Genomic DNA, 22937 nt, shown 5'->3' with positions numbered 1-22937 from the left:
GGAGCACCTGTTCAGGTGTTCCAGCCTTGCATGAAGGGCAGGGGATCAGCCCTTCTTCACTTCCTTGACTTCGGCGTCGACCACGTTGTCGTCAGCCTGGGCATGGGCCGCAGCTTCCGCGCCTGCCGGGCCGGTGGCTGCCGAGGCGCTGGCCGCGGCGGCCTGCGATTCGGCATACATCTTCTCGCCGAGCTTCTGGCTCGCGGTCATCAGCGTGTTGGTCTTTTCCTCGATCGCGGTCTTGTCTTCACCCTTGAGGGCTTCCTCGACGTCCTTGATCGCGGCTTCGATCGCGTCCTTCTCGGCGGCTTCGAGGCTGGCCCCGTGCTCGCCGAGCGACTTCTTCACGCTGTGCACCATGGCTTCGCCCTGGTTGCGCGCCTGCACGAGTTCGAGCTTCTTCTTGTCGTCTTCGGCGTTGAGCTCGGCGTCCTTCACCATCTTCTGGATCTCGTCTTCGCTCAAGCCCGAGTTCGCCTTGATGGTGATCTTGTTTTCCTTGCCGGTGCCCTTGTCCTTGGCGCCGACGTGCAGGATGCCGTTGGCGTCGATATCGAAGCTCACCTCGATCTGCGGCGTGCCGCGCGATGCCGGCGGAATGCCCTCGAGGTTGAACTCGCCCAGGGCCTTGTTGCCCGAAGCGATTTCACGCTCGCCCTGGAACACCTTGATCGTCACGGCCGGCTGGTTGTCCTCGGCGGTCGAGAAGGTCTGTGCGAACTTCGTCGGGATCGTGGTGTTCTTCGTGATCATCTTGGTCATCACGCCACCCATGGTCTCGATGCCCAGCGACAGCGGGGTCACGTCGAGCAGCAGCACGTCCTTGCGGTCACCCGAGAGCACTTGCCCTTGAATGGCGGCGCCGACAGCCACGGCTTCGTCGGGGTTCACGTCCTTGCGCGGCTCCTTGCCGAAGAAGGCCTTCACCTTTTCCTGCACCTTGGGCATGCGGGTCATGCCGCCGACCAGGATCACGTCGTTGATGTCGTTCACGCTGATGCCGGCGTCCTTGATGGCCAGGCGGCAGGGCGCGATGGTGCGCTCGACCAGCTCGTCGACCAGGCTTTCCAGCTTGGCGCGGGTGAGCTTGATGTTCAGGTGCTTCGGACCCGACGCATCGGCCGTGATGTACGGCAGGTTGATGTCGGTCTGCGCGCTGTTCGACAGCTCGATCTTGGCCTTTTCAGCGGCTTCCTTCAGGCGTTGCAGGGCGAGCACGTCCTTGCCCAGGTCGACGCCTTGTTCCTTTTTGAACTCGCCGATGATGTAGTCGATGATGCGCTGGTCGAAGTCTTCGCCGCCCAGGAAGGTGTCGCCGTTGGTCGACAGCACTTCGAACTGCTTCTCGCCGTCGACGTCTGCGATTTCGATGATCGACACGTCGAAGGTGCCGCCGCCCAGGTCATACACGGCGATCTTGCGGTCGGCCTTGTCCTGCTTGTCCAGGCCGAAGGCCAGGGCTGCAGCGGTGGGTTCGTTGATGATGCGCTTGACGTCCAGGCCCGCGATGCGGCCGGCGTCTTTCGTGGCTTGGCGCTGTGCGTCGTTGAAGTACGCCGGCACCGTGATCACGGCTTCGGTGATGGTTTCGCCGAGGTAGTCTTCGGCGGTCTTCTTCATCTTGCGCAGGATGTCGGCGCTGACCTGTTGCGGGGCCATCTTCTTGCCGCGCACTTCCACCCATGCGTCGCCGTTGTCGGCCTTGGCGATGGTGTAGGGCATCAGGTCGATGTCCTTCTGGACTTCCTTTTCCTCGAACTTGCGGCCGATCAGTCGCTTGATCGCGTACAGCGTGTTCTTGGGGTTGGTGACGGCCTGGCGCTTGGCCGAGGCACCGACCAAGACTTCACCGTCTTCCTGGTACGCGACGATCGACGGCGTGGTGCGCGCACCTTCCGAGTTCTCGATCACACGCGTGGTGTTGCCTTCCATGATCGACACGCACGAGTTGGTGGTGCCGAGGTCGATGCCGATGATCTTTGCCATGTTCTTACTCCTGAAATTCGGAAAAATATGTTGTTATGAACTTGTGGATAACCCGGCGTGATTCAAGGGATGACGCGGGGATTTCCTGTGGGAATCTTGTGGGTCGATGCCGCTTTACTTGGGCGCGGCCACGGTGACCAGCGCCGGGCGCAGCACGCGCTCGTTGATGGTGTAGCCCTTTTGCAGGAGGCCCACCACGGTGTTGGCGTCCTGGTCGGCGGGCACCATCGAGATGGCCTGGTGCAGGTGCGGGTCGAACTTGTCGCCGGCGGCGGGGGCCACTTCGATCACCTTGTTGCGTTCGAGCGCGCTCTTGAGCTGGCGCAGCGTGGCTTCGGCGCCTTCGCGGATCTGTTCGGGCGTGGCGTCCTTGATGGCCAGGCCGGCTTCGAGGCTGTCGGTCACCGGCAGCAGGCTCTCGGCAAAGGCTTCGACCGCGAACTTGCGGGCCTTGGTGATCTCGTCGTCGGCGCGGCGGCGGGCGTTCTGCACGTCGGCTTGGGCGCGCAGGTACTGGTCGGCCAGTTCGGCATTCTTGGTCTGAAGGGCAGCCAGTTCGCCTTGCGCCACGGCCAGGGCGTCGAGCGCCTCGGCTTCGTTGGCGGCTTGCGCGGCCTCCAGTTCTTCGGGACTGGGCTCGCCTTGCAGCATTTGAGAATTCTGTGCGGATTGTTGCGGGTCAGACATTTTTCAAAGAACCGGCGTGCGCCGGAAAACAAACACAGCCAGCCACTTGGGGCTGGCCTAGGGCTTTTCAAGCGTAAAAATGCGGCCAAAAGGGCCGCAACAGGGGGCGCGAACTGAATTTCACGTGGGACACCGCGGAACCGGCTTCGCCGGGCCGCAGGTGTCGCCCCCGGTAGGGGGTTGGCGAAGCGGACACGAAGTGCCGCGCAGCCTGGGGGCGAGCCTCAGTGCGCGTCGAGGAGCTCGACGTCGAACTTCAGGGTGGCGTTCGGGGGAATCACGCCGCCGGCGCCGCGGGCACCGTAGCCCAGCGCGGCGGGGATGATCAGCGTGCGCTTGCCACCGATCTTCATGCCAGCGACGCCTTCGTCCCAGCCCTTGATGACCTGGCCGGCGCCCAGCGAGAACGCGAAGGGGTCGTTGCGGTCGCGGCTGGAGTCGAACTTGGCGCCTTGCACGCCGTCGTTGAAGAGCCAGCCCGTGTAGTGCACGTGCACGTGGTGGCCGGCCTTGGCTTCGGCGCCGGTGCCGACTTCGGTGTCTTCGTATTGCAGGCCGGAGGGGGTGGTGGGCATGGGAAACGCTCCTTGCGTCGATGAAATGGGAGAGGAATCGGAGGCGCGGAGTTTACCGAGGCCCGGCGGGCCTCCGCTTCAGCCCTGGCTGTCGGAGCCGGGCGGCGTGGTTGCGGGGGGGGCTGCGTCGGGGGCGGAAGGCGCCGGCGCAGCAGGTGCCGCGGGCGCGGAGGCCTCGACCGATGCGGGCTGCGCGGCGGCCGGCCCCGCGGCCTTCTTGCTCTGTCCGAGCTGCCACTTGGCGGCGAAGGCCTGCAGGTCGGACAGGCGCTTGAGCAGGTCCTGCCCGCTGAGCGTGAGGCAGTAGCCGTCGCTGCCGTGGCTCACGACGCCGGCTTCGCGCAATTCCTTGATGCGGGTGTTGAGGGTGTTGGGAGTGATGCCGCCGACGCTGTCCTGCAGCAGCCGGAAGGTCTGGGCGTGGCCGTCGCGCAGGGCCCACAGCACACGCAGCGCATAGCGGGCTTCGAGCAGGGCGAGCAACTGGCTGATGGCTGCGTTTTCCTTGGTACTCATCGACATCATCTCCTCGAAGCTGGGCGGACCGTCGGCCGGGGGCGGGCCGAGGCGGCGCACTCTTGTTTGTGATTGGTCGTCATGGACCGTCTGGCTGGCCGACGACTATAGCGCGAAGGATCAGGATGCTACTGGTTTTATAGCTGTACAGGCATGCAGCATGCGGGTTTCGAGACAAAGCTTCACAAATCAGGCGTAGTTGGCCATGGCTTCGCCCAGGCGGATCGCGCGGGTGGGCGACCAGTCCGGGTTGAAGGCCAGCGCGGGCGCCGGGAACAGCATGACGACGGTGGAGCCCAGCAAGAACCGGCCCATCTCGTCGCCCTTCTTGATGTCGATCTGCTGGTCGTTGTAGTGCCACTCGCGCAACTCGCCCACGCGCGGCGGGTTGACCACGCCGTGCCACACGGTGGCCATGCTGCCGACGATGGTGGCGCCCACCAGCACGAGCACGAAGGGGCCGTTGGCCGATTCGAAGACGCACACCACGCGCTCGTTGCGCGCGAACAGGCCGGGCACGCCGCGCGCGGTGGTCGGGTTGACCGAGAACAGGTCGCCGGGCACGTGGATCATGCGCACCAGCCGCCCGTCGCACGGCATGTGGATGCGGTGGTAGTCCTTGGGGCTCAGGTACAGCGTGGCAAAGCTGCCGTGCGCGAACTTGGCGGCCAGCGCGGCGTCGCCGCCGACCAGCGCTGTGGTCGTGTAGTTGTGGCCCTTGGCCTGGAAGATCTGGTCGCCCTCGATGGCACCGAACTGGCTGATGGCGCCGTCCACGGGGCAGACGAGGTCGGCCTGCGCGAGCGGGCGCATGCCGGGCTTGAGGGCGCGCGTGAAGAACTGGTTGAAGCTCTTGTAGTGATGGATGTCGGACTCGAGCGCTTCGCCCATGTCGACGTTGTACTTGGCAACGAAGCGGCGAATGATCCAGGTGGTGACCGCGCCTCGTTCCTTGCCTGCGACCCAGCCGGCGAAATTGGTCAGGGCCTGCTTGGGGAACAGGTATTGGGGCAGAACTGCGGAGCGATCGGACACGTTGTGGAAGGCCTGGAATGCGGAATCGGACGGGCATTCTATAAAGCGCTTCTCTGGGGGGCCGTAGGAAGCTTCCCTTGGTTCGCGCGGGTGGGCGCTCTTTGCGGGGCACGCGCCCGGCGGGCGGTGCGGCGCGGGCGGCCCCTCTGTGCCGGCCGCTTCGCGGCTGCCCTGCGGTGCTCGCGTTTCGCGGGGTCTCGCAGAACTCGCTGCGCTCAAACAGCTGCGAGCCCTGATCCGCGAAACGCTGCGCGCCTCGGCGGCACAGAGGGGCCGCCCGCGCCGCACCGCCCACCAGGCGCTTGTGGGGGTGTGGTGGCTGCCGGATTCGGGGAGGTCAGTCGGCCTTGATGCCTGCGGCCTTGATCACCTGCGCCCACTTCTCCACTTCCGTCTTCTGGAAAGAAGCGATCTGCGCGGTCGTGAGGTCGGCGGGCTCCATGCCGAAGCCCTTGAGCTTGTCCTGCATCTCGGGCGTCGCGAGGATCTTGCGGATCTCGGTGTGCAGGCGATCGACGACGGGCGCCGGCGTGCCCGCGGGCACGAAGATCGCCTGCCACGACACCACCTCGAAGTCCTGCAGGCCGGGCACGCCCGACTCGGCCACCGTGGGCACGTCGGGCATCGAGGCCAGGCGCTTGGCCGAGGTGACGGCGATGGCGCGCAGCTTGCCGCTCTGGATGTGCGGGCCGGCCACCACGGTGGTGTCGAACATCATGTCGACCTGGCCGCCGATCACGTCCTGGATCGCCGGGCCGCTGCCCTTGTAGGGAATGTGCGTGAACTTCACGCCCGACTTGTAGCCCAGCAGTTCCAGCGCCAGGTGCTGCGAGGTGCCGGTGCCCGCCGAGGCCGACGAGAGGCCGCCGGCCTTGGCCTTGCTCGCGGCGATCACGTCCTTCAGCGTCTTGTAGGGGCTGGCCTGGTTCACCACCAGCACGACCGGGTTGGTGCCGATGAGCGTCACGGGCGCGAACGACTTCTGCGGGTCGTAGCCCAGCTTGGGGTACAGGCTCACGTTGATCGCGTGCGAGCTGATCGTGCCGCCCACCAGCGTGAAGCCGTCGGGCGCGGCGCGTGCACCGATCTCGGAGCCCACGCTGCCGCCGGCGCCGCCCTTGTTGTCGATGATCACGCTCGTGCCCAGCACGGTGCCGAGCTTCTGCCCGATGAGCCGGCCCAGCACGTCGGTGGTGCCGCCCGCGGGAAAGGGCACGAGGTAGGTGATGGCCTTGCCCGTGGGCCAGGTGTTGCCGCCCTGCGCGAAGGCGGGCAGGGCCGCCGCCAGCGAGGCGGCGAGGGCGGACTGGATCAGTGTGCGACGTTGCATGGCGGTGTCTCCTTGTCGTGCCGCGTTCACGGCTTGATGTTGAGCTTGGTGATCAGCGCCTTGAAGTAGGCGTTGTCCTTGGCCAGCGTTTCCTTGAACACGGCGCCGTCGGTGTAGACGTAGCCCAGGTTCTGCTTGTCCATCACCTCGTGCATGAGCGGCTCGGCGGCGGTCTTGGCGGTGATCTCGCGCAGCTTGGCCATCACTTCGGGCGGCGTGTTCTTCGGCGCGCCCAGGCCGCGCCAGGTGCCGATCGACAGGTCGATGCCGCGCTCCTTGGCGGTCGGGATCTTCTCGAAGCCCTTCACGCGCTTGTCGGCCATCACCATCAGCACCTTGAGCTTGCCGCCCTGCACGTGCGTCGTGACTTCGGCGGGGCTCACGGCCACCGCTTCGATGTGGCCGCCCAGCAGCGCCAGCACGGCGGGCGCGGCGCCCTGGAACGGGATGTGGCCGAACTTGGTGCCGGTCTTGTCTTCGAGCGCGGCGGCGGCCAGGTGCCAGATGGAGCCGTTGCCCGAGTTGCCCACGCGGATGCTCTCGGGCGACTTCTTCGCGGCGGCGAGGAATTCTTCGATCGTGTTCCACGGCGCATCGGCCTTCACGGTGATCGCGGCCGGGTCGGCGTTGAGCTGCGCAATGGGCTGGAAGTCGTCGTAGTTGAACTTGGCCAGGCCCAGGTGCGGCAGCGTGAGCAGCTCCACCGTGAGCACCGCGAGCTTGTAGCCGTCGGGCTTGGCGTTGATCACCTCGGTCCAACCGATGGCGCCGCCCGCGCCGGGGCGGTTGACGATCACGATGCTCTGCGAGATGTGCTTGCGGCTGGCTTCCGAGAATGCGCGCGCCAGCCCGTCGGTGCCGCCGCCGGGCTGGTAGGGCACGAGCAGCTCGATGGTGCGGTTCGGGAAGTCGTTGGCTTGTGCCGCGGCGGGCGCGGCCAGGCCGAGCGAGAGGGCGGCGGTGGCCGAGAGGGCGGCAATGCCGCGGACGAACTGGCTTCTTTGCATGGTGTCTCTGTCTCCGTTGTTGATCTGTTGTGCCGAGAAGGCGGGGCGTCAGGGCATGTACTGCCCGCCGTTCACTTCGAGCACCTGCCCGGTCACGTAGCCCGAGAGCTGCTCGGAAGCCAGGTACAGGAAGGCGCCCACGCATTCGTCGGCTGTGCCCAGGCGTCCCATCGGGATGCCGGTCCTGAAGGTCTCGAGCATCGCGGGCGTCGAGAAGCGGTCCTGGAACGGCGTCTGGATCACGCCCGGCGCGACCGCGTTCACGCGGATGCTGTCGCCCACGAGTTCCCGGGCCAGGCCGTGCGTCGCGGTGCTCACGAAGCCCTTGGCGCCCGCGTACAGGTAGGCGCCGGGGCCGCCGCCGGTGCGCGCGGCCACCGAGGTCACGTTGATGATGGCGCCGCTGCCTTGCTTGCGCATCTGCGGCACCGTCTCGCGGCAGAAGGCCAGCACCGAGCGCGCGTTGATGTGCATCACTTCGTCGAACAGCGCATCGTCGAACTCGGCGATGGGCATGCGCTTGACCAGGCTGCCGGCGTTGTTCACCAGCACGTCGATGCGGCCGAACTGCGCTGTCGTTTCCTGCACGCAGGCGCGGATCGCGGCGGTGTCGCGCACGTCGGCCTGCAGCGCGAAGGCCGTGCCGCCGGCGGCGCGGATGGTGTCGACCACGCGGGTCGCCGCCTCGGCCGAGCTGTTGTAGTGCACGGCCACGCGCATGCCGCGCGCGGCGAACGCGATGGCCACCGCGGCGCCGATGCCGGTGCTGGCACCGGTGACGAGGGCGGTCTTGTCCTTGAGGTCTTCCATGGCTGTGCTCCGTGTGGGTGAGTCGATCAGGTGACCGGTGCCGGGTTGAACAGCACCAGCGCGTTGTGCAGCTTCCAGTGCTCGGCCCAGGTCTTCTTGCGGCCGCTGGCCACCTCGAGCATCAGGCGGAACATCTCCCAGCCGATGTCCTCGATGCTGGCCTCGCCGTCGGCGATGCGGCCCGCGTTCACGTCCATCAGGTCGTGCCAGCGGCGCGCGAGGTCGCTGCGCGTGGCGACCTTGATCACCGGCACCTCGGCCAGCCCGTAGGGCGTGCCGCGGCCGGTGGTGAACACATGCAGGTTCATGCCGGCCGCCAGTTGCAGCGTGCCGCAGATGAAGTCGCTGGCCGGCGTGGCGGCGTAGATCAGGCCCTTCTGCTTCGCCTTCTCGCCGGGCGCGAGCACGCCGGTGATCGGCGCCGAACCCGACTTGACGATCGAGCCCATCGCCTTCTCGACGATGTTCGACAGCCCGCCCTTCTTGTTGCCCGGCGTGGTGTTGGCGCTGCGGTCGACGCGGCCCTTGTCGAGGTAGGCGTCGTACCAGGCCATCTCGCGGATCATGGCGTCGGCCACCTCGGGCGTGGATGCGCGCGAGGTGAGCTGGTCGATGCCGTCGCGCACCTCGGTGACTTCCGAGAACATCACGGTGGCGCCCGCGCGCACCAGCAGGTCGGTGCAAAAGCCCACGGCCGGGTTGGCGGTGACGCCCGAGAAGGCATCGCTGCCGCCGCACTGCACGCCCACGACGAGTTCGCTCGCGGGCACGGTCTCGCGCCGGCGCTGGTTCAGCCGCGCGAGGTGCGCCTCGGCCTGGCGCATCACCGAATCGATCATCGACATGAAGCCGACGTGCGCGTCGTCCTGCAGGCAGACCACGTCGAGATCTTCGGCGGTCGCACCGCGCTGGTCGGTGATGGGGATGGTGCCGGGCGGCAGCAGGCGCTCGGGCTGCAGCTTCTCGCAGCCCAGGCTCACGACCATCACCTCGCCGCCGAAGTTGGGGTTGAGGCTGATGTTGCGCAGGGTGCGGATCGGCACGATGGCGTCGGGCGCGTCGATGGCCACGCCGCAGCCGTAGCTGTGCTCGAGTGCCACCACGTCGTCCACATGCGGGTACTTCGGCAGCAGCTCGGCCTTGATGCGCTGCACGGCGAACTCGGTCACGCCCGCCACGCATTGCACCGTCTGCGTGATCGCGAGGATGTTGCGCGTGCCCACCGAGCCGTCGGCGTTGCGGTAGCCCTCGAAGGTGTAGCCCTCGAGCGGCGGCAGGGCAGGGGGCTTGACCGTGGCAATGGGCAGGCCGTCGAGCTCCGGGGCGACCGGCATGCGCATCACGCGCTCGTGCACCCAGCTGCCGCGCGGCAGCGCCTTGAGCGCGTAGCCGATCACCACGTTGTAGCGGCGGATGGCGTCGCCTTCGGCCAGGTCGACGAGCGCCACCTTGTGGCCCTGGGGCACGGTGTCGACCAGCACCAGGCCGTCGTCGAAGGCCGTGCCGGCCTTCAGGCCGCCGTCGTTCGCGACGATGGCGACGTTGTCGGCCGCGTGGATGCGGATGTACAGCGGCGGTCGGGTGTTCGCATCGGCCATCGGGAGGCCCTTTCTCTTTTCTTTACTTCACCACCATGAAGAGGCTCGGCAGCCAGGTGGAAAACGCCGGCACGAAGGTGACCACCCCGAGCGCGAAGATCAGCGCGCCGTAGAAGGGCCAGATCGTGCGCATCACCGTGCCCACCGACACCCCGCCGATGGCACAGCCGACGAACTGCGTGGTGCCCACGGGCGGCGTGTTCAGGCCGAGCGCGCAGTTGATGAGCATCACCACGCCGAACTGCACCGAGGTCATGCCGTACTGCTGTGCAATGGGCAGGAAGATCGGCGTGCACAGCAGGATGGTCGCGGCCATGTCCAGGAAGGTGCCCAGCACGAACAGGATGATGTTGATGAGCAGGAAGATCATCCACGGCGTGGTCGTCACCTGCGACAGCATCTGGCCCGTGAGCTCGGCCACGCCGTACAGGCTGATGAGGTAGCCGAAGGTGCTCGAGATGCCGATGAGCAGCAGGATCACGCCCGTGGTGCGCACGGCCTTCGAGGCGGCCTTGATGAAGTGCTCCCACTTCAGCGTGCGGTACACGAAGATCGTGAGCGCCAGCGCATAGAGCACCGCCACCGCCGCAGATTCGGTCGCCGTGAAGATGCCCGACAGGATGCCGCCGAGGATCAGCACCACGATGAACAGGCCCGGCAGCGCCGCCGCGAACGAGCGCGCCACGATGGCCCAGCCGGGGAAGCTGCCGGCCGGGTAGCCGCGCTTCACGGCCACGAGGTAGGCCGCCGCGAGGTTGCTCAGCGTGAGCACGGCCGCTGGCAGCAGCGCCGCCAGGATCAGCGCCGCGATCGACACCTTGCCGCCTGCTGCAAGCGAATAGATGATCAGGTTGTGGCTGGTCGGCATCAGCGCGCCCACCAGTGCCGCATGGGTCGTCACGTTGACTGCGTAGTCGGCGTGGTAGCCCTCCTTCTTCATCATCGGGATCATCACGGCGCCCATGGCCGAGACGTCCGCCACGGGCGAGCCCGAGACGCCGCCGAACAGGGTGCAGGCCACCACGTTCGACATGCCCAGGCCGCCGCGCACGTGGCCCACGAGGTTGCGCGCGAAGTTGACGATGCGGTCCGCGATGCCGCCGTAGAGCATCAGCTCGCCGGCGAAGATGAAGAAGGGAATGGCCAGGAACGAGAAGATGCCCATGCCCGAGGTCATCTGCTGGAAGCCCACCGCGAGCGGCAGGCCTTCGTACAGCAGCGTGGCCAGGGCCGACAGCCCGATCGAGAACGCCACCGGCACGCCGAGCAGCAGGAACAGCGTGAACGAGAGGCAAAGAATGAGAAGAGGGGTCGTCATGATGAGGTTCAGCCCCAGGCGGGTTCGACTTCGCGGCCTTGGGCCAAGGCGATGATGTGTTCGATCGAGAACATCACAATGAGGACGCCGGACACGGCGGCGGGCACGTACTTCCAGCCTTCGGAAATCCACAGCGTGGGCAGGCGGTAGTCCCACACCGATTCGGCGAGCGAGGCGCAGTTCCAGGCCATGGCCAGGCCGAACAGCAGGATCAGCGCGTGGATGAGGTATTCCATCTTCAGGCGCAGCCAGTCGGGCGCGAGCACGAGGAACGATTCGAGTCCGATGTGGCCCGCGTCGCGCACGCCCACGGCCACGCCCAGCATGGTCACGTAGAGCACCAGCAGCAGCGCGAGGCTCTCGGCCCAGGTGGGGGTGTTGTTGAGCACGTAGCGGCCGAACACCTGCCAGCTCACGGCGCAGATCACCGCGACGAGACCGAGGATGCCCAACCACATGCAGGCACGGGCGAGCGTGCGGCAAAGTTTGGTGTACATATTTCCAGCGCGAAAAATGGAGAGGCTCCGCCTCTTCGTGCCCCCCGGCAGGGGCGCAGGGTCACGAAGTGCGCGAAGCCTGGGGGCGAGCCCTGTTTACTTCGTGTCCTGGACGCGCTTGACCAGGTCCTTGAGCTTCGCGTCCGTGATGAACTTGTCGTACACCGGCTTCATCGCGGCCTGGAACGGGGCCTTGTCGACGTCGATGATCTCGGCGCCGCCGGCCTTCACCGTGGCCAGCGACTTCACTTCACGCTCCTGCCACTGCTTGCGCATGTAGGGCACCGATTCCTTGGCGGCCTGGCGCAGCCAGCCTTGCTCTTCGGCGGAGAGCTTGTCCCACGCGCGCTTGGAGAACAGCAGCATCTCGGGCGCCATCGAGTGCTCGGTCTTGCTGTAGTACTTGGCGACCTCGAAGGCGCGCGCGCTTTCGTAGGTGGGGTAGTTGTTTTCGGCGGCGTCGATGAGGCCGGTCTTCAGGCCCGTGTAGACCTCGCCCATCGGCATCGGCGTGGCGTTGGCGCCCATGGCCTCGAGCATCGACACCCACAGGTCGGACTGCTGCACGCGCACCTTCAGGCCCTTCATGTCGGCGAAGTTGCGCACGGGCTTCTTGGCCGTGAACATCGAGCGTGCGCCGCTGTCGTAGTAGGCCAGGCCCACGAAGCCCTGCTTCTCGCACGACTTCAGGATTTCTTCGCCGACCGGGCCGTCGAGCACCTTGTGCAGGTGCTCCACCGAACGGAACAGGAAGGGCATGGTCGGCACCTGCGTCTCGGGGCAGATGTTGTTCATGGGCGCGATGTTCACGCGCACCATCTGCAGCGCGCCGATCTTGGTCTGTTCGATCGTGTCCTTCTCGTTGCCGAGTGCGCTGTTGTTGAAGACCTTGATGCTGTGCTTGCCCCCGGACAGCGCCTTGAGCCGTTCGCTCATGAACTTCACGGCGGTCACGGTGGGGTAGTCGTCGGGGTGGATGTCGGCCGAGCGGAACTCGGTGGCGCCGGCAGCCAGCGTGGTCAACGCGGCCGCCGCGCCGGCAGCAAGTGCGATGAGTGTCTTGTAGAGCTTCATTTGTCTCGTCCTCTTGGTGGTTGTCGTCAATGAAAAAGAAAAGGGGTCAGCCGCCGAAGGCCGGCTCGGGCACGCCCGCCACGCCGGGGCGCAGCGCGAACACGCCGCCGGCCAGCGGCTGGTCCGACAGGTCGATGCCGCCGGGGCGGATCGAGGTGACGAACAGCGTGTCGAGGTTTGGGTCGCCGAAGGCGCACATGGCGGGCTTCTTCACCGGCACGGCGACCGAGCGGTCGAGCCGGCCGTCGGGCGTGAAGCGGTGCACCAGGCCGGCGTCGTTGCCGCAGATCCAGTAGCAGCCGTCGACGTCCATCGCCGCGCCGTCGGGGCGGCCGGGCAGGGGATTCATGTCGACGAACAGGCGGCGGTTGCTCGGCGTACCGGTGTCGGTGTCGTAGTCGAAGGCCCAGACGGTCTGCACGCTCGGGTGCGAGTCCGACAGGTACATCGTGTGGCCGTCGGGGCTGAAGGCCAGGCCGTTGGGCACGATCAGGTCGTCCAGCTTCAGGGCTGCGCTGTCGTCGCCGGCGCCGTAGCGGTACAGGCGGCCGACGCGTGCGCCGGCGGCCATGTCGAGCAGCATCGTGCCGGCCCAGAAGCGGCCCTGCCGGTCGCAGCGGCCGTCGTTGAAGCGCATGCCCGGCGCGGCGTGCGCCACCGGCGCGAGCGGTGTGGCCGCGAGCGTGCCGTTGGCGCGCGGGCGCAGCGAGAACAGGCCGCTTTCCATGCCGGCGATCCACTCGCCGGGCTGGCCGGCGCGCGGTGCGACGCAGGCGATCATTTCATCGGCCTGCCACTTCGCATGGCCTTCACTCGCGTGCCAGCGGTTGAGCGTGCGCGCGGGAATGTCGACCCAGTAGAGCGCCTGCTCCGCGGCCAGCCACACGGGGCTTTCGCCCGTGCCGTTGCGCGCGTCGAGAACGAGTTCGGCTTGCATGCGGTGCGGCGCGTTCAGTCGCCGAATGGGCCTTGAGCGGTGAACGCGCCGCCCTGGTAGATGGCGTTCGGGTCGGTGGGCGCCACCTTCGGCTGCGCCTCGACCTTGTCGCGGAACACCTCGGAGCTGTCCTGCGGCACGAAGCCCAGGTGCGCGGCGGCGGCGTTGTCCCACCACAGGTCGCGGTTGGCCGACATGCCGTAGACCACCGTGTGCTTCACGTCGGGCGTGAAGAGCGACTTTTCGATCAGCGTCGTCAGGTCGCGGTAGCTGAGCCAGGTGCTCATCATGCGGCGGTTGAGCGGCTCGGGGAACGACGAGCCGATGCGGATGCTCACCGTCTCGATGCCCCAGCGGTCGAAGTAGAACTGCGCCATGTCCTCGCCGAAGGACTTCGACAGGCCGTAGTAGCCGTCGGGCCGGCGCGCGGCGTGCGCGTCGATGTGTTCGTCCTGCTTGTAGAAGCCGATCACATGGTTCGAGCTGGCGAACACCACGCGCTTCACGCCGTGGCGGCGCGCGGCTTCGTACAAATTGAACACGCCCTTGATGTTGGCTTCGAGCACCTCCTCGAACGGGCGCTCGACCGACACGCCGCCGAAATGGGCGATGGCATCGCAGCCGGCCACCAGCGCATCGACCGCGGCCTTGTCGGACAGGTCGCAGGGCACGACTTCTTCATGCGCGCCTGTGGCCGGTGCGATGTCGGCGATGTCGGAGAGGCGGATCACGTTCGCAAAAGGCGCGAGCCGTTCGCGCAGCACGCGGCCCAGGCCGCCGGCGGCGCCGGTCAGCAGCAGGCGGCCGAGCTGGGGGGAGGGGGCTTCAGGCGTCGACATGTCTTCGGGATGTGTGAGGGGAAGCGGAGGAGGTGGACAACGTCGTCACCGTTTTTTAGGTGATAAGTTATCTGTTGTCGTACAACTGTGAGGGGATTATGATCGTCGTCATGGCCTCACCGACTGCGGGTAATCCCGAAGTTCAGACAACGACCGCCGACAACCCGGCGGGCAACGCCGCTTTCGTGGGGCGGCCGCGCCAGCGCGCGCGCGGCCTGGCGAACGGGCTGGTGGAAGACCTGGGCGAGAAGATCCGCAGCCAGTCGCTGCGCCCCGGCGACAAGCTGCCCACCGAGTCGGCCATCATGCAGGCCTACGGCGTGAGCCGCACCGTGGTGCGCGAGGCGCTGTCCAAGCTGCAGGCAGGCGGGCTGGTCGAGACGCTGCACGGCGTGGGCACCTTCGTGCTGCAGCCGCGCCCGGGTGGCATGGGCGGGGTGTTCCGCCTCGATCCCGGCGAGATCGCGACCTCGGTCGACGTGCTCGCCGTGCTCGAGCTGCGCATCAGCCTGGAGACCGAATCCGCCGGGCTGGCCGCGAGCCGGCGCACCGACGAGCAGCTGGTCGCGATGCGCCAGGCGCTCGACGCGTTCGAGCAGAACGTCAAGGTGGGCGGCGACACGGTGGGGCCCGACTTCGCCTTCCACCTGGAGATCGCGCAGTCGACCGGCAACCCCTACTTCGCCGACATCATGCGGCACCTGGGCACGACGATCATCCCGCGCACGCGCATCAGCGCGATCCGCGTGCAGGACGGCAGCTACCTGAGCCGCGTGAACCGCGAGCACGAGGAAATCTACGCGGCCATCGCGCGCCGCGACCCCGAGTCGGCACGCGCCGCGATGCGCATCCACCTGACCAACAGCCGCGAGCGGCTGCGCATGGCGCAGGAAGCCGCGCAACAACAGAAAGCCAGGGCGGAGGCGGCCGGCCACGGCGCCGCCTCGTCCGACAACACCCCTTCGCGCTGAGTTCTCCCCGGGTTTTCGGGGCTCAAGTCTGGACAAGCTGATTTTCTAGTTGTACGATGACTGATAACATGCGGCGCCATCGCGGCCCCGCATGCCTGCATCGAACTTCAGGAGACAGCCCCCATGACCGTCAACCGACGCGGCGCGCTCGGCGCCGCCCTCGCCACCACACTGGCCGCCAGCCTGCCCTTGCACGCGTTTGCGCAAGGGGCGGGCGGCACCTGGCCTTCCAAGCCCATCCGTCTCATCGTGCCGTACCCGCCGGGCGGCTCGTCGGACATCATCGCGCGCGCCATCGGCCAGCCGCTGTCCGAGGCGCTGGGCCAGCCCGTGGTCATCGAGAACCGTGCGGGCGCCAACGGCAACCTCGGCGCCGACATGCTGGCCAAGGCGCCGGCCGACGGCCACACGCTCATGCTGTGCGACCTCGGCGCGCTGGCCATCAGCCCGTCGCTGTACCCCAAGCTGCCGTTCGATCCGTCGAAGGACCTGCGCAGCGTGGCCATGCTGGCCTACTCGCCGCACCTGCTGGTGGTGCACCCGTCGGTGCAGGCCAACACGCTGGAGGAGCTGGTCGAGCTGTCGAAGAAGAGCGACCTCAACTTCGCCGTCACCGCCAGCGGCAGCACCGCGCACCTGGCCGGCGTCGAGTTGCAGCGCAAGAGCGGCGCCAAGTGGGAGTACGTGCCCTACAAGGGCGGCGTGCAGGCCGTGCTCGACACCGTCGCGGGCCAGACGCAGGTGCTCATGAACGGCATGTTGGCCACGTACCCGCATGTACAGAGCGGCAAGCTCAAGCTCATCGCGGTGTCGAAGTCGACGCGCATGCCGCTGATCGGCAGCGTGCCGACCATCGCGGAGCAGGGCGTTCCCGGCTACGAGTCGGGCACATGGCAGGGCGTGGTCGCGGCGCGCGGCACCCCTGACGCGGTGATCGCCCGGCTCAACAAGGAACTGGTCCGCATCATCCGCACGCCCGACATCCGGGCGCGGCTTGCGGGGCAGGGCGCCGAGGTCGTGACCATGACCGCGCCCGAGCAGGACCAGTTCTTCGCCAAGGAACGCGCGCGCTGGGCGCAAGTGATCCAGCAGGCCAATCTCAAGCTCGACTGAGCGGCCCCTTCTTCTTTCTTCTTTTCCTCATTTCTCTTTTTTCACTGGACGACTTCCGATGAATCCGCAAGAACTCAAGACCATCATGGGCTCCGGCCTGCTCTCGTTCCCGCTGACCGACTTCGACAGCAATGGCGACTTCAACAAGAAGGGCTACATCGAGCGCCTCGAATGGCTGGCACCCTACGGCGCGAGCGCGCTGTTCGCCGCGGGCGGCACGGGCGAGTTCTTCTCGCTGACGGGTGACGAGTACCCCGGCATCATCCAGACCGCGGTCGACACCTGCCGCGGCGTGGTGCCGATCATTGCCGGCGCCGGCGGCCCGACGCGCTTCGCCATCCAATGCGCGCAAGCGGCAGAGAAGGCCGGCGCGCACGGCATCCTGCTGCTGCCGCACTACCTCACCGAAGCCGGCCAGGAAGGCCTGGCCGCGCACGTCGAGGCCGTGTGCAAGAGCGTGAAGTTCGGCGTGATCGTCTACAACCGCGCTTCGAGCCGCCTGAAGCCCGACACGCTGGCCCGCCTGGCCGAGCGCAACCCGAACCTCGTCGGCTTCAAGGACGGCGTGGGCGACATCGAGGCGATGGTCGCGATCTTCCAGAAGATGGGCGACCGCTTCGCCTACCTGGGCGGCCTGCCCACGGCCGAGGTCTATGCCGCGGCCTACAAGGCGATGGGCACGCCCGTGTACTCGTCGGCGGTCTTCAACTTCATCCCGAAGACGGCGATGGACTTCTATCACGCGGTCGCCAACGACGACATGGCCACGCAGCACCGCCTGCTGAAGAACTTCTTCATGCCTTACCTGGAGCTGCGCAACCGCGTGCCCGGCTATGCCGTGAGCATCGTGAAGGCGGGCGCCAAGCTCGTCGGCCACGACGCCGGCCCCGTGCGCGCGCCGCTGACCGACCTGAAGCCCGACGAGATGGACGCGCTGAAGGCGCTCATCGACACGCTCGGCCCGCAGTAAGCCGGCACTGATCGCAGTCGACCGCACCACAAAACAAACAGGAGACAACGACATGCTCATCAGAAAATTCCTGCTCGCCGCCGCAGCGACCGCCGTGTTCGCGGGTTGTGCCGCCAGCGGTGGCAGCAGCAGCGGCGCAGCGGCCGAACCCGCAGTTGCGGCGGCCGCCGAGCGGCTGCGCGTCGCCATGGTCGACCCGACGCCCGCCGCGCTGCGCGCGCTGGTGGCCGACGACCTGAGCTACGGCCATTCGGGCGGCAAGGTCGACACGCAGGCCAGCTTCATCGCCGACCTGCTCGACCGCAAGTCGGACTTCGTGACCATCGCGATCACCGACCAGACCATCAAGGTGGTCGACGGAAACACCGCCATCGTGCGCCACACGCTCACGGCCGACACCAACGATTCGGGCAAGCCCGGCAAGGTCGCGCTGAAGATCCTCGGCGTCTGGCAGAAGCAGGGCGGCGAATGGAAGCTGCTCGCGCGCCAGGCTGTGCGCCTTCCTTCCTGATCGGACCACCGCGCATGAAGAGAACGCAATTCCTGGCGACGGGCTTCGCGCTCGCCGCCACCGCGCTGCTGTCGCCGCTGCACGCCTGGGCGCAGGCCGATGCATGGCCGCAGCAGAAACCCGTGACGATCATCGTGCCGTTCCCGGCCGGCGGCTCCACCGACATGGTGGCGCGCGCGCTGGCGCAGCAGCTGCAGGGCAAGCTCGGCGGCAGCTTCGTGGTCGACAACCGGCCCGGTGCCACCGGCACCATCGGCACCGGCTTCGTGCGGCGCGCATTGCCCGACGGCTACACGCTGCTGGTGTCGTCGCTCGGCGCCTTCGTCGTCACGCCGCACCTGCAAAAGAGCGTGCCCTACGACGCGACCAAAGACTTCGACTACATCAGCGTGCCCGTGCAGGCGCCCAACGTGCTCGTGGCGAACGTCGCGCGGACCGAGCGCAGCGTGGCCGACGTGCTCGCGCTCTTGCGCAAGACGCCGGGCAAGGTCTCGTTCGCGAGCTCGGGCAACGGCTCGTCCGACCACCTGTCGGCCGAACTCTTCTGGCAGCAATCGAAGACCGAAGGCGTGCACGTGCCCTACAAGGGCGGCGCGCCGGCCGTGAACGACCTGCTGGGCAACCAGGTCGACTTCTCGTTCCAGAACGTGAACGCCGTGCTGCCGCACATCCGCGCCGGCAAGCTGCGCGCGCTGGCTGTCACCGGCGACAAGCGCTCGCCCGTGCTGCCCGACGTGCCCACGCTCGCCGAAGCCGGCGTGAAGGGCGCCGAGGTCTATTCGTGGCAGGGCATGGCCGCGCCCAAGGGCCTGCCCGCCGCCACGAAGAAGAAGCTGAGCGACGCGGTCATCGCCGCCATGCAAGACCCCGAGACCAAGAAACGCATGCTCGACCAGGGCCTGGAAATCGTCGCCAGCACGCCCGAGGACTTCACCGCCTTCCAGTTGCGCGAGTGGGCGCGATGGAAGACATTGATCGACACCCGCCACATCACCGCAGACTGAGCCACCGAGCCCGAAGATGACCTCTCCTGAATCTGCTGCCTCCCCCGTCGTGTCGGGCGCGCCCGTCGTCACCGCCATGCGCGTCGTGCCCGTCGCCGGCCACGACAGCATGCTGATGAACCTCAGCGGCGCGCACGGCCCGTTCTTCACGCGCAACCTGCTGCTCCTCACCGACAGCGCCGGCCACACTGGCGTGGGCGAGGTGCCGGGCGGCGAGAAGATCCGCCAGACACTCGAAGACGCGCGCGACCTCATCGTGGGCCAGCCCATCGGCAACCACAACGCCGTGCTCAACCGCATGCGCAGCGCCTTTGCCGCGCGCGACAGCGGCGGGCGCGGCCTGCAGACCTTCGACCTGCGCGTGACCATCCATGCCGTGACGGCCGCCGAAGCCGCGCTGCTCGACCTGCTGGGCCAGCACCTGGGCGTGCCCGTGGCCGCGCTGCTCGGCGAAGGCCAGCAGCGCGATGCGGTGCAGATGCTCGGCTACCTGTTCTACGTGGGCGACCGCACGAAGACCGACCTGCCGTACGAGACCGACCCCGACGCCGACAACGACTGGTTCCGCCTGCGCCACGAAGAGGCCATGACGCCCGAGGCCATCGTGCGTCTGGCCGAGGCCACGCATGCACGCTACGGTTTCACCGACTTCAAGCTCAAGGGCGGCGTGCTGCGCGGCGAGGAAGAGGTCGAGGCGATCCGCGCGCTGCACGCACGCTTTCCGCAGGCGCGCGTCACGCTCGACCCCAACGGCGGCTGGCTGCTGGCCGACGCCATCCGCCTGTGCCGCGACCTGCACGGCGTGATGGCCTATGCCGAAGACCCGTGCGGTGCCGAGGGCGTGTTCTCGGGTCGCGAGGTGATGGCCGAGTTCCGCCGCGCCACCGGCCTGCCCACCGCCACCAACATGGTCGCCACCGATTGGCGCGAGATGGTGCACAGCCTCTCGCTGCAGTCGGTCGACATTCCGCTGGCCGACCCGCACTTCTGGACCATGCAGGGCTCGGTGCGCGTGGCGCAGCTGTGCCAGGCCTGGGGCCTGACCTGGGGCTCGCATTCCAACAACCACTTCGATGTGTCGCTCGCGATGTTCACGCACGTGGCTGCGGCGGCACCCGGCAAGGTCACGGCCATCGACACGCACTGGATCTGGCAGGACGGCCAGCGCCTCACGAAGGCACCGCTGCAGATCGAGGGCGGCCTCGTGCAGGTGCCCACGCGCGGCGGCCTGGGCATCGAGCTCGATATGGCCGAGGTCGAGAAGGCGCACCAGCTGTACCTGAAGCATGGTCTCGGCGCGCGCAACGATGCGCAGGCAATGCAGTTCCTCATTCCGAACTGGACCTTCGACAACAAGCGTCCCTGCATGGTCCGCTGAGCGCCCGGTGCCTTCGTGCGCTGACGGCTGAAACATCCAAGGAGACTGAATGAACAAGCACATGGATCGCCGTCGCCTGCTGCAAGCGGCTGCCGGCTCGGCACTCGGCGCCGTGGCCGCCGCCGCGGGCGCCCAGTCGTTTCCCCACAAGCCGCAGCAGCGGTATCCCGATCCGTCGGTGCTGATCCTCGACCCCAGCTTTGCGAAGTACCGCATCTACAGCAGCACGCTCGAGCAGGTCGGCACCGGCATGCGCTGGGCCGAGGGCCCGGTGTACCTGCCGCGCGAGGGCTACCTCGTGTGCAGCGACATCCCGAACAACAGGCTGATGCGCTACGAGGAGAAGACCGGCGAGTTCAAGGTCCACAAGGCGAACGCCGGCTACTGCAACGGCAACACGCGTGACCGGCAGGGCCGCCTCATCAGCTGCGAGCACTCGGTGACGCGGCGCGTGGTGCGCACCGAGGCCGACGGGCGCATGACCGTGCTGGCCGACCGCTACCAGGGCAAGCGGCTGAATTCGCCGAACGACGTGGTTGTGAAGTCGGACGACACCGTGTGGTTCACCGACCCGCTCTTCGGCATCTCGGGCACGTGGGAAGGCGAGAAGGCCGCGTCCGAGCAGGCGACGACCAACGTGTACCGCCTCACGCCCGACGGCCAGCTCTCGGCGGTGATCACCGACCTGGTGAACCCGAACGGCCTGGCCTTCTCGCCGGACGAGAAAAAGCTCTACGTTGTCGAGTGGAAGGGCACGCCCAACCGCAGCCTCTGGAGCTACGACGTGGCGGCCGACGGCAGCGTGTCGAACAAGCTGAAGCTCATCGACGGCACGGGCGCCGCGGCGCTCGATGGCTTTCGCGTCGACCGCGACGGCAACCTCTGGATGGGCTGGGGCTGGAACGGCGCCGTCGCTCCCGAACCCGTCGATGCCGGCAACGGCATGAAGGTCTATCAGCCGCAGGCGAAGTCCGAAGACCTCGATGGCGTCAAGATCTTCAACGCGCAAGGCAAGCCCATCGGTTTCATCCGCCTGCCCGAACGCTGTGCCAACCTCACCTTCGGCGGCCCCAAGAACAATCGCCTCTACATGGCGGCCAGCCATTCGCTGTACGCCCTCTACGTGGAGTCCGAAGGCGCCACCTAGCCGTCGGACTTTTCCAACCTCCTCACCGCAACACGCACACAAGGACATCGACGATGACTGAGTTCAACAACCTCATCAATGGCGAATGGCTGGCTGGCCAAAGCTACAGCCCCAACATCAACCCCAGCAACCTGGCCGACGTGCTGGGCCAGTACACGCAGGGCGACAAGGGCCAGGTCGACGCGGCCGCGGCCGCCGCCACCGCCGCCTTCCCCGCCTGGGCGACGGGCAGCATCCAGGCGCGCTCCGACGCGCTCGACAAGATCGGCACCGAGATCCTCGCGCGCAAGGAAGAGCTCGGCACGCTGCTGGCGCGTGAAGAAGGCAAGACCAAGGCCGAAGGCATCGGCGAGGCCACGCGCGCGGGGCAGATCTTCAAGTTCTTCGCGGGCGAGTGCCTGCGCCTGTCGGGCGAGGTGCTGCCCTCGGTGCGCCCGAACATCGGCGTGGAGATCACGCGCGAGCCGGTGGGCGTGGTCGGGCTCATCACGCCGTGGAACTTCCCCATCGCGATTCCTGCCTGGAAGATCGCGCCCGCGCTGGCCTTCGGCAACTGCGTGGTGCTCAAGCCCGCCGACCTCGTGCCGGGCTGCGCCTGGGCGCTGGCCGAGATCATCAGCCGCTCGGGCATTCCGGCCGGCGTGTTCAACCTCGTGATGGGCCGCGGCAGCGTGATCGGCGATGCGCTGGTCAACCACCCCGGCATCCACGCGATCAGCTTCACGGGCTCGGTGGGCGTGGGCCGCAACATCGCGATCCAGTGCGTCACCAACCACAAGAAGGTGCAGCTCGAAATGGGCGGCAAGAACCCGCAGGTGGTGCTCGACGACGCCGACCTCGCGCAGGCCGTGGAGCTCAGCGTGCAGAGCGCGTTCTACTCGACGGGCCAGCGCTGCACGGCGTCGAGCCGCCTCATCGTGACCGAAGGCATCTACCCGAAGTTCATCGAGGCGATGAAGGCGCGCATGGCGAAGATCAAGGTCGGCGATGCGCTGGCGCAGGGCACCGACGTGGGGCCGGTGTCGTCGAAGTCGCAGCTCGACCAGGACATGGAGTACGTCGCCATCGGCAAGGGCGAGGGCGCCACGCTGGCGGCCGGCGGCGAGCTGCTGAAGCTGGAGACGGACGGCTACTACATGTCGCCGGCGCTGTTCAGCGAGTCCGCGGCGAACATGCGCATCAATCGCGAGGAGGTGTTCGGGCCGGTGGCGAGCGTGATCCGCGTGAAGAACTACGAAGAGGCACTGGCGACGGCGAACGACACGGAGTTCGGTTTGTCGGCCGGCATTGCGACGACCTCGCTGAAGTACGCGACGCACTTCAAGCGGCACAGCCAGGCGGGCATGGTGATGGTGAACTTGCCGACGGCGGGGGTGGACTATCACGTGCCCTTCGGTGGTCGCAAAGGATCGAGCTATGGACCGAGGGAGCAGGGCAAGTACGCGCAGGAGTTCTTCACGACGGTGAAGACGGCTTACACGTTGGCCTAACGCCTCTTTCTGAATTGTTGGAAGCCCCCAGTCGGGGGCTTTTTTACGCCTGTTTTTTTCGGGGCGCGTGCACAGGCCACCGGGTACTTCCCTCCGCGAATGTCCCCCGGCCTACGGCCTCCTCCTTGATTTCGCTGCGGGAAG

The 22937-nt window shown here is 67.3% G+C and carries 21 protein-coding genes and 1 pseudogene; 8 read left to right on the top strand and 14 right to left on the bottom strand.

Annotated features, from left to right (window positions below; translation table 11 throughout):
- Window positions 1-45: 45 nt before the first annotated feature.
- The 14 genes and pseudogenes from dnaK to AC07XP_RS18370 form a co-directional block, all read right to left on the bottom strand.
- Entirely contained in the window at window positions 46-1986 is a 1941-nt protein-coding gene (gene dnaK, locus AC07XP_RS18435) for a molecular chaperone DnaK (protein WP_487849290.1), read from the bottom strand.
- A 114-nt stretch (window positions 1987-2100) separates the two neighbouring features.
- On the bottom strand, window positions 2101-2673 hold the full coding sequence (grpE, locus tag AC07XP_RS18430; protein WP_159272622.1) for a nucleotide exchange factor GrpE: 573 nt from the start codon (window positions 2671-2673) through the stop codon (window positions 2101-2103).
- A gap of 224 nt (window positions 2674-2897) precedes the next feature.
- A complete protein-coding gene (locus AC07XP_RS18425; RefSeq protein WP_101492111.1) occupies window positions 2898-3248 on the bottom strand; it encodes an FKBP-type peptidyl-prolyl cis-trans isomerase in 351 nt (116 codons plus the stop codon).
- A gap of 213 nt (window positions 3249-3461) precedes the next feature.
- Window positions 3462-3764, bottom strand: a pseudogene (locus tag AC07XP_RS18420) (winged helix-turn-helix transcriptional regulator); the annotation flags it as partial.
- A 189-nt stretch (window positions 3765-3953) separates the two neighbouring features.
- Window positions 3954-4799 carry an archaetidylserine decarboxylase gene (gene asd / locus AC07XP_RS18415; RefSeq protein WP_070059678.1) on the bottom strand — a complete coding sequence of 282 codons (846 nt, stop codon included), beginning with the start codon at window positions 4797-4799 and terminating at the stop codon, window positions 3954-3956.
- Window positions 4800-5136: 337 nt separating this feature from the next.
- On the bottom strand, window positions 5137-6129 hold the full coding sequence (locus AC07XP_RS18410; protein ID WP_495265493.1) for a Bug family tripartite tricarboxylate transporter substrate binding protein: 993 nt from the start codon (window positions 6127-6129) through the stop codon (window positions 5137-5139).
- A 26-nt stretch (window positions 6130-6155) separates the two neighbouring features.
- Window positions 6156-7136 (bottom strand): tripartite tricarboxylate transporter substrate binding protein, encoded by a 981-nt coding sequence (locus tag AC07XP_RS18405; protein ID WP_495265492.1) that lies wholly within the window; start codon window positions 7134-7136, stop codon window positions 6156-6158.
- Window positions 7137-7184: 48 nt separating this feature from the next.
- Window positions 7185-7946 carry an SDR family NAD(P)-dependent oxidoreductase gene (locus AC07XP_RS18400; RefSeq protein WP_495265491.1) on the bottom strand — a complete coding sequence of 254 codons (762 nt, stop codon included), beginning with the start codon at window positions 7944-7946 and terminating at the stop codon, window positions 7185-7187.
- Window positions 7947-7972: 26 nt separating this feature from the next.
- Window positions 7973-9544 (bottom strand): galactarate dehydratase, encoded by a 1572-nt coding sequence (gene garD, locus AC07XP_RS18395; protein WP_495265490.1) that lies wholly within the window; start codon window positions 9542-9544, stop codon window positions 7973-7975.
- Between the two features lie 22 nt (window positions 9545-9566).
- Window positions 9567-10862 (bottom strand): TRAP transporter large permease, encoded by a 1296-nt coding sequence (locus AC07XP_RS18390; protein WP_070059673.1) that lies wholly within the window; start codon window positions 10860-10862, stop codon window positions 9567-9569.
- Between the two features lie 8 nt (window positions 10863-10870).
- Window positions 10871-11359 carry a TRAP transporter small permease gene (locus tag AC07XP_RS18385; RefSeq protein ID WP_062470671.1) on the bottom strand — a complete coding sequence of 163 codons (489 nt, stop codon included), beginning with the start codon at window positions 11357-11359 and terminating at the stop codon, window positions 10871-10873.
- Between the two features lie 96 nt (window positions 11360-11455).
- A complete protein-coding gene (locus AC07XP_RS18380; RefSeq protein WP_070059672.1) occupies window positions 11456-12433 on the bottom strand; it encodes a TRAP transporter substrate-binding protein in 978 nt (325 codons plus the stop codon).
- A 46-nt stretch (window positions 12434-12479) separates the two neighbouring features.
- Window positions 12480-13370, bottom strand: coding sequence for an SMP-30/gluconolactonase/LRE family protein (locus tag AC07XP_RS18375; RefSeq protein ID WP_495265489.1), 891 nt, complete (start codon window positions 13368-13370; stop codon window positions 12480-12482).
- 14 nt (window positions 13371-13384) lie between these two features.
- Window positions 13385-14209: an NAD-dependent epimerase/dehydratase family protein gene (locus tag AC07XP_RS18370; RefSeq protein WP_495265488.1), complete on the bottom strand. Its 825-nt coding sequence runs from the start codon at window positions 14207-14209 to the stop codon at window positions 13385-13387.
- A gap of 110 nt (window positions 14210-14319) precedes the next feature.
- Between AC07XP_RS18370 and AC07XP_RS18365 the strand changes: the two genes are divergently transcribed.
- The 8 genes from AC07XP_RS18365 to AC07XP_RS18330 all read left to right on the top strand — a co-directional run bounded on the left by AC07XP_RS18365 (window position 14320) and on the right by AC07XP_RS18330 (window position 22793).
- Window positions 14320-15180, top strand: a complete 861-nt coding sequence (locus tag AC07XP_RS18365) for a FadR/GntR family transcriptional regulator (RefSeq protein WP_495265487.1) — start codon at window positions 14320-14322, stop codon at window positions 15178-15180.
- Window positions 15181-15303: 123 nt separating this feature from the next.
- A complete protein-coding gene (locus tag AC07XP_RS18360; protein ID WP_495265486.1) occupies window positions 15304-16293 on the top strand; it encodes a Bug family tripartite tricarboxylate transporter substrate binding protein in 990 nt (329 codons plus the stop codon).
- 58 nt (window positions 16294-16351) lie between these two features.
- Entirely contained in the window at window positions 16352-17263 is a 912-nt protein-coding gene (gene kdgD / locus AC07XP_RS18355; protein ID WP_062470656.1) for a 5-dehydro-4-deoxyglucarate dehydratase, read from the top strand.
- A 52-nt stretch (window positions 17264-17315) separates the two neighbouring features.
- Window positions 17316-17774 carry a nuclear transport factor 2 family protein gene (locus AC07XP_RS18350; protein ID WP_139706626.1) on the top strand — a complete coding sequence of 153 codons (459 nt, stop codon included), beginning with the start codon at window positions 17316-17318 and terminating at the stop codon, window positions 17772-17774.
- Window positions 17775-17788: 14 nt separating this feature from the next.
- Window positions 17789-18778 carry a Bug family tripartite tricarboxylate transporter substrate binding protein gene (locus AC07XP_RS18345; protein WP_495265485.1) on the top strand — a complete coding sequence of 330 codons (990 nt, stop codon included), beginning with the start codon at window positions 17789-17791 and terminating at the stop codon, window positions 18776-18778.
- A gap of 16 nt (window positions 18779-18794) precedes the next feature.
- Window positions 18795-20156 (top strand): glucarate dehydratase, encoded by a 1362-nt coding sequence (gudD, locus tag AC07XP_RS18340; protein WP_495265484.1) that lies wholly within the window; start codon window positions 18795-18797, stop codon window positions 20154-20156.
- 49 nt (window positions 20157-20205) lie between these two features.
- Complete coding sequence (locus AC07XP_RS18335) at window positions 20206-21303, top strand: SMP-30/gluconolactonase/LRE family protein (protein ID WP_495265483.1); 1098 nt, start codon at window positions 20206-20208, stop codon at window positions 21301-21303.
- Window positions 21304-21356: 53 nt separating this feature from the next.
- Entirely contained in the window at window positions 21357-22793 is a 1437-nt protein-coding gene (locus AC07XP_RS18330) for an aldehyde dehydrogenase family protein (RefSeq protein ID WP_495265482.1), read from the top strand.
- Window positions 22794-22937 lie beyond the last annotated feature (144 nt).

This window comes from Variovorax sp. GW531-E2, from assembly GCF_059423125.1.
This window is presented reverse-complemented; position numbering and strand designations above follow the sequence as displayed.

Excerpts from the sequence above, each read along its gene's own strand:
- AC07XP_RS18375 (WP_495265489.1), bottom strand. The coding sequence starts at position 13,370 with ATGCAAGCCGAACTCGTTCTCGACGCGCGCAACGGCACGGGCGAAAGC.
- AC07XP_RS18330 (WP_495265482.1), top strand. The coding sequence starts at position 21,357 with ATGACTGAGTTCAACAACCTCATCAATGGCGAATGGCTGGCTGGCCAA.
- AC07XP_RS18360 (WP_495265486.1), top strand. The coding sequence starts at position 15,304 with ATGACCGTCAACCGACGCGGCGCGCTCGGCGCCGCCCTCGCCACCACA.
- AC07XP_RS18370 (WP_495265488.1), bottom strand. The coding sequence starts at position 14,209 with ATGTCGACGCCTGAAGCCCCCTCCCCCCAGCTCGGCCGCCTGCTGCTG.
- dnaK (WP_487849290.1), bottom strand. The coding sequence starts at position 1,986 with ATGGCAAAGATCATCGGCATCGACCTCGGCACCACCAACTCGTGCGTG.
- AC07XP_RS18345 (WP_495265485.1), top strand. The coding sequence starts at position 17,789 with ATGAAGAGAACGCAATTCCTGGCGACGGGCTTCGCGCTCGCCGCCACC.
- AC07XP_RS18410 (WP_495265493.1), bottom strand. The coding sequence starts at position 6,129 with ATGCAACGTCGCACACTGATCCAGTCCGCCCTCGCCGCCTCGCTGGCG.
- AC07XP_RS18335 (WP_495265483.1), top strand. The coding sequence starts at position 20,206 with ATGAACAAGCACATGGATCGCCGTCGCCTGCTGCAAGCGGCTGCCGGC.
- AC07XP_RS18405 (WP_495265492.1), bottom strand. The coding sequence starts at position 7,136 with ATGCAAAGAAGCCAGTTCGTCCGCGGCATTGCCGCCCTCTCGGCCACC.
- AC07XP_RS18385 (WP_062470671.1), bottom strand. The coding sequence starts at position 11,359 with ATGTACACCAAACTTTGCCGCACGCTCGCCCGTGCCTGCATGTGGTTG.
- garD (WP_495265490.1), bottom strand. The coding sequence starts at position 9,544 with ATGGCCGATGCGAACACCCGACCGCCGCTGTACATCCGCATCCACGCG.
- AC07XP_RS18380 (WP_070059672.1), bottom strand. The coding sequence starts at position 12,433 with ATGAAGCTCTACAAGACACTCATCGCACTTGCTGCCGGCGCGGCGGCC.
- grpE (WP_159272622.1), bottom strand. The coding sequence starts at position 2,673 with ATGTCTGACCCGCAACAATCCGCACAGAATTCTCAAATGCTGCAAGGC.
- AC07XP_RS18350 (WP_139706626.1), top strand. The coding sequence starts at position 17,316 with ATGCTCATCAGAAAATTCCTGCTCGCCGCCGCAGCGACCGCCGTGTTC.
- AC07XP_RS18365 (WP_495265487.1), top strand. The coding sequence starts at position 14,320 with ATGGCCTCACCGACTGCGGGTAATCCCGAAGTTCAGACAACGACCGCC.
- gudD (WP_495265484.1), top strand. The coding sequence starts at position 18,795 with ATGACCTCTCCTGAATCTGCTGCCTCCCCCGTCGTGTCGGGCGCGCCC.
- AC07XP_RS18400 (WP_495265491.1), bottom strand. The coding sequence starts at position 7,946 with ATGGAAGACCTCAAGGACAAGACCGCCCTCGTCACCGGTGCCAGCACC.
- AC07XP_RS18425 (WP_101492111.1), bottom strand. The coding sequence starts at position 3,248 with ATGCCCACCACCCCCTCCGGCCTGCAATACGAAGACACCGAAGTCGGC.
- AC07XP_RS18390 (WP_070059673.1), bottom strand. The coding sequence starts at position 10,862 with ATGACGACCCCTCTTCTCATTCTTTGCCTCTCGTTCACGCTGTTCCTG.
- kdgD (WP_062470656.1), top strand. The coding sequence starts at position 16,352 with ATGAATCCGCAAGAACTCAAGACCATCATGGGCTCCGGCCTGCTCTCG.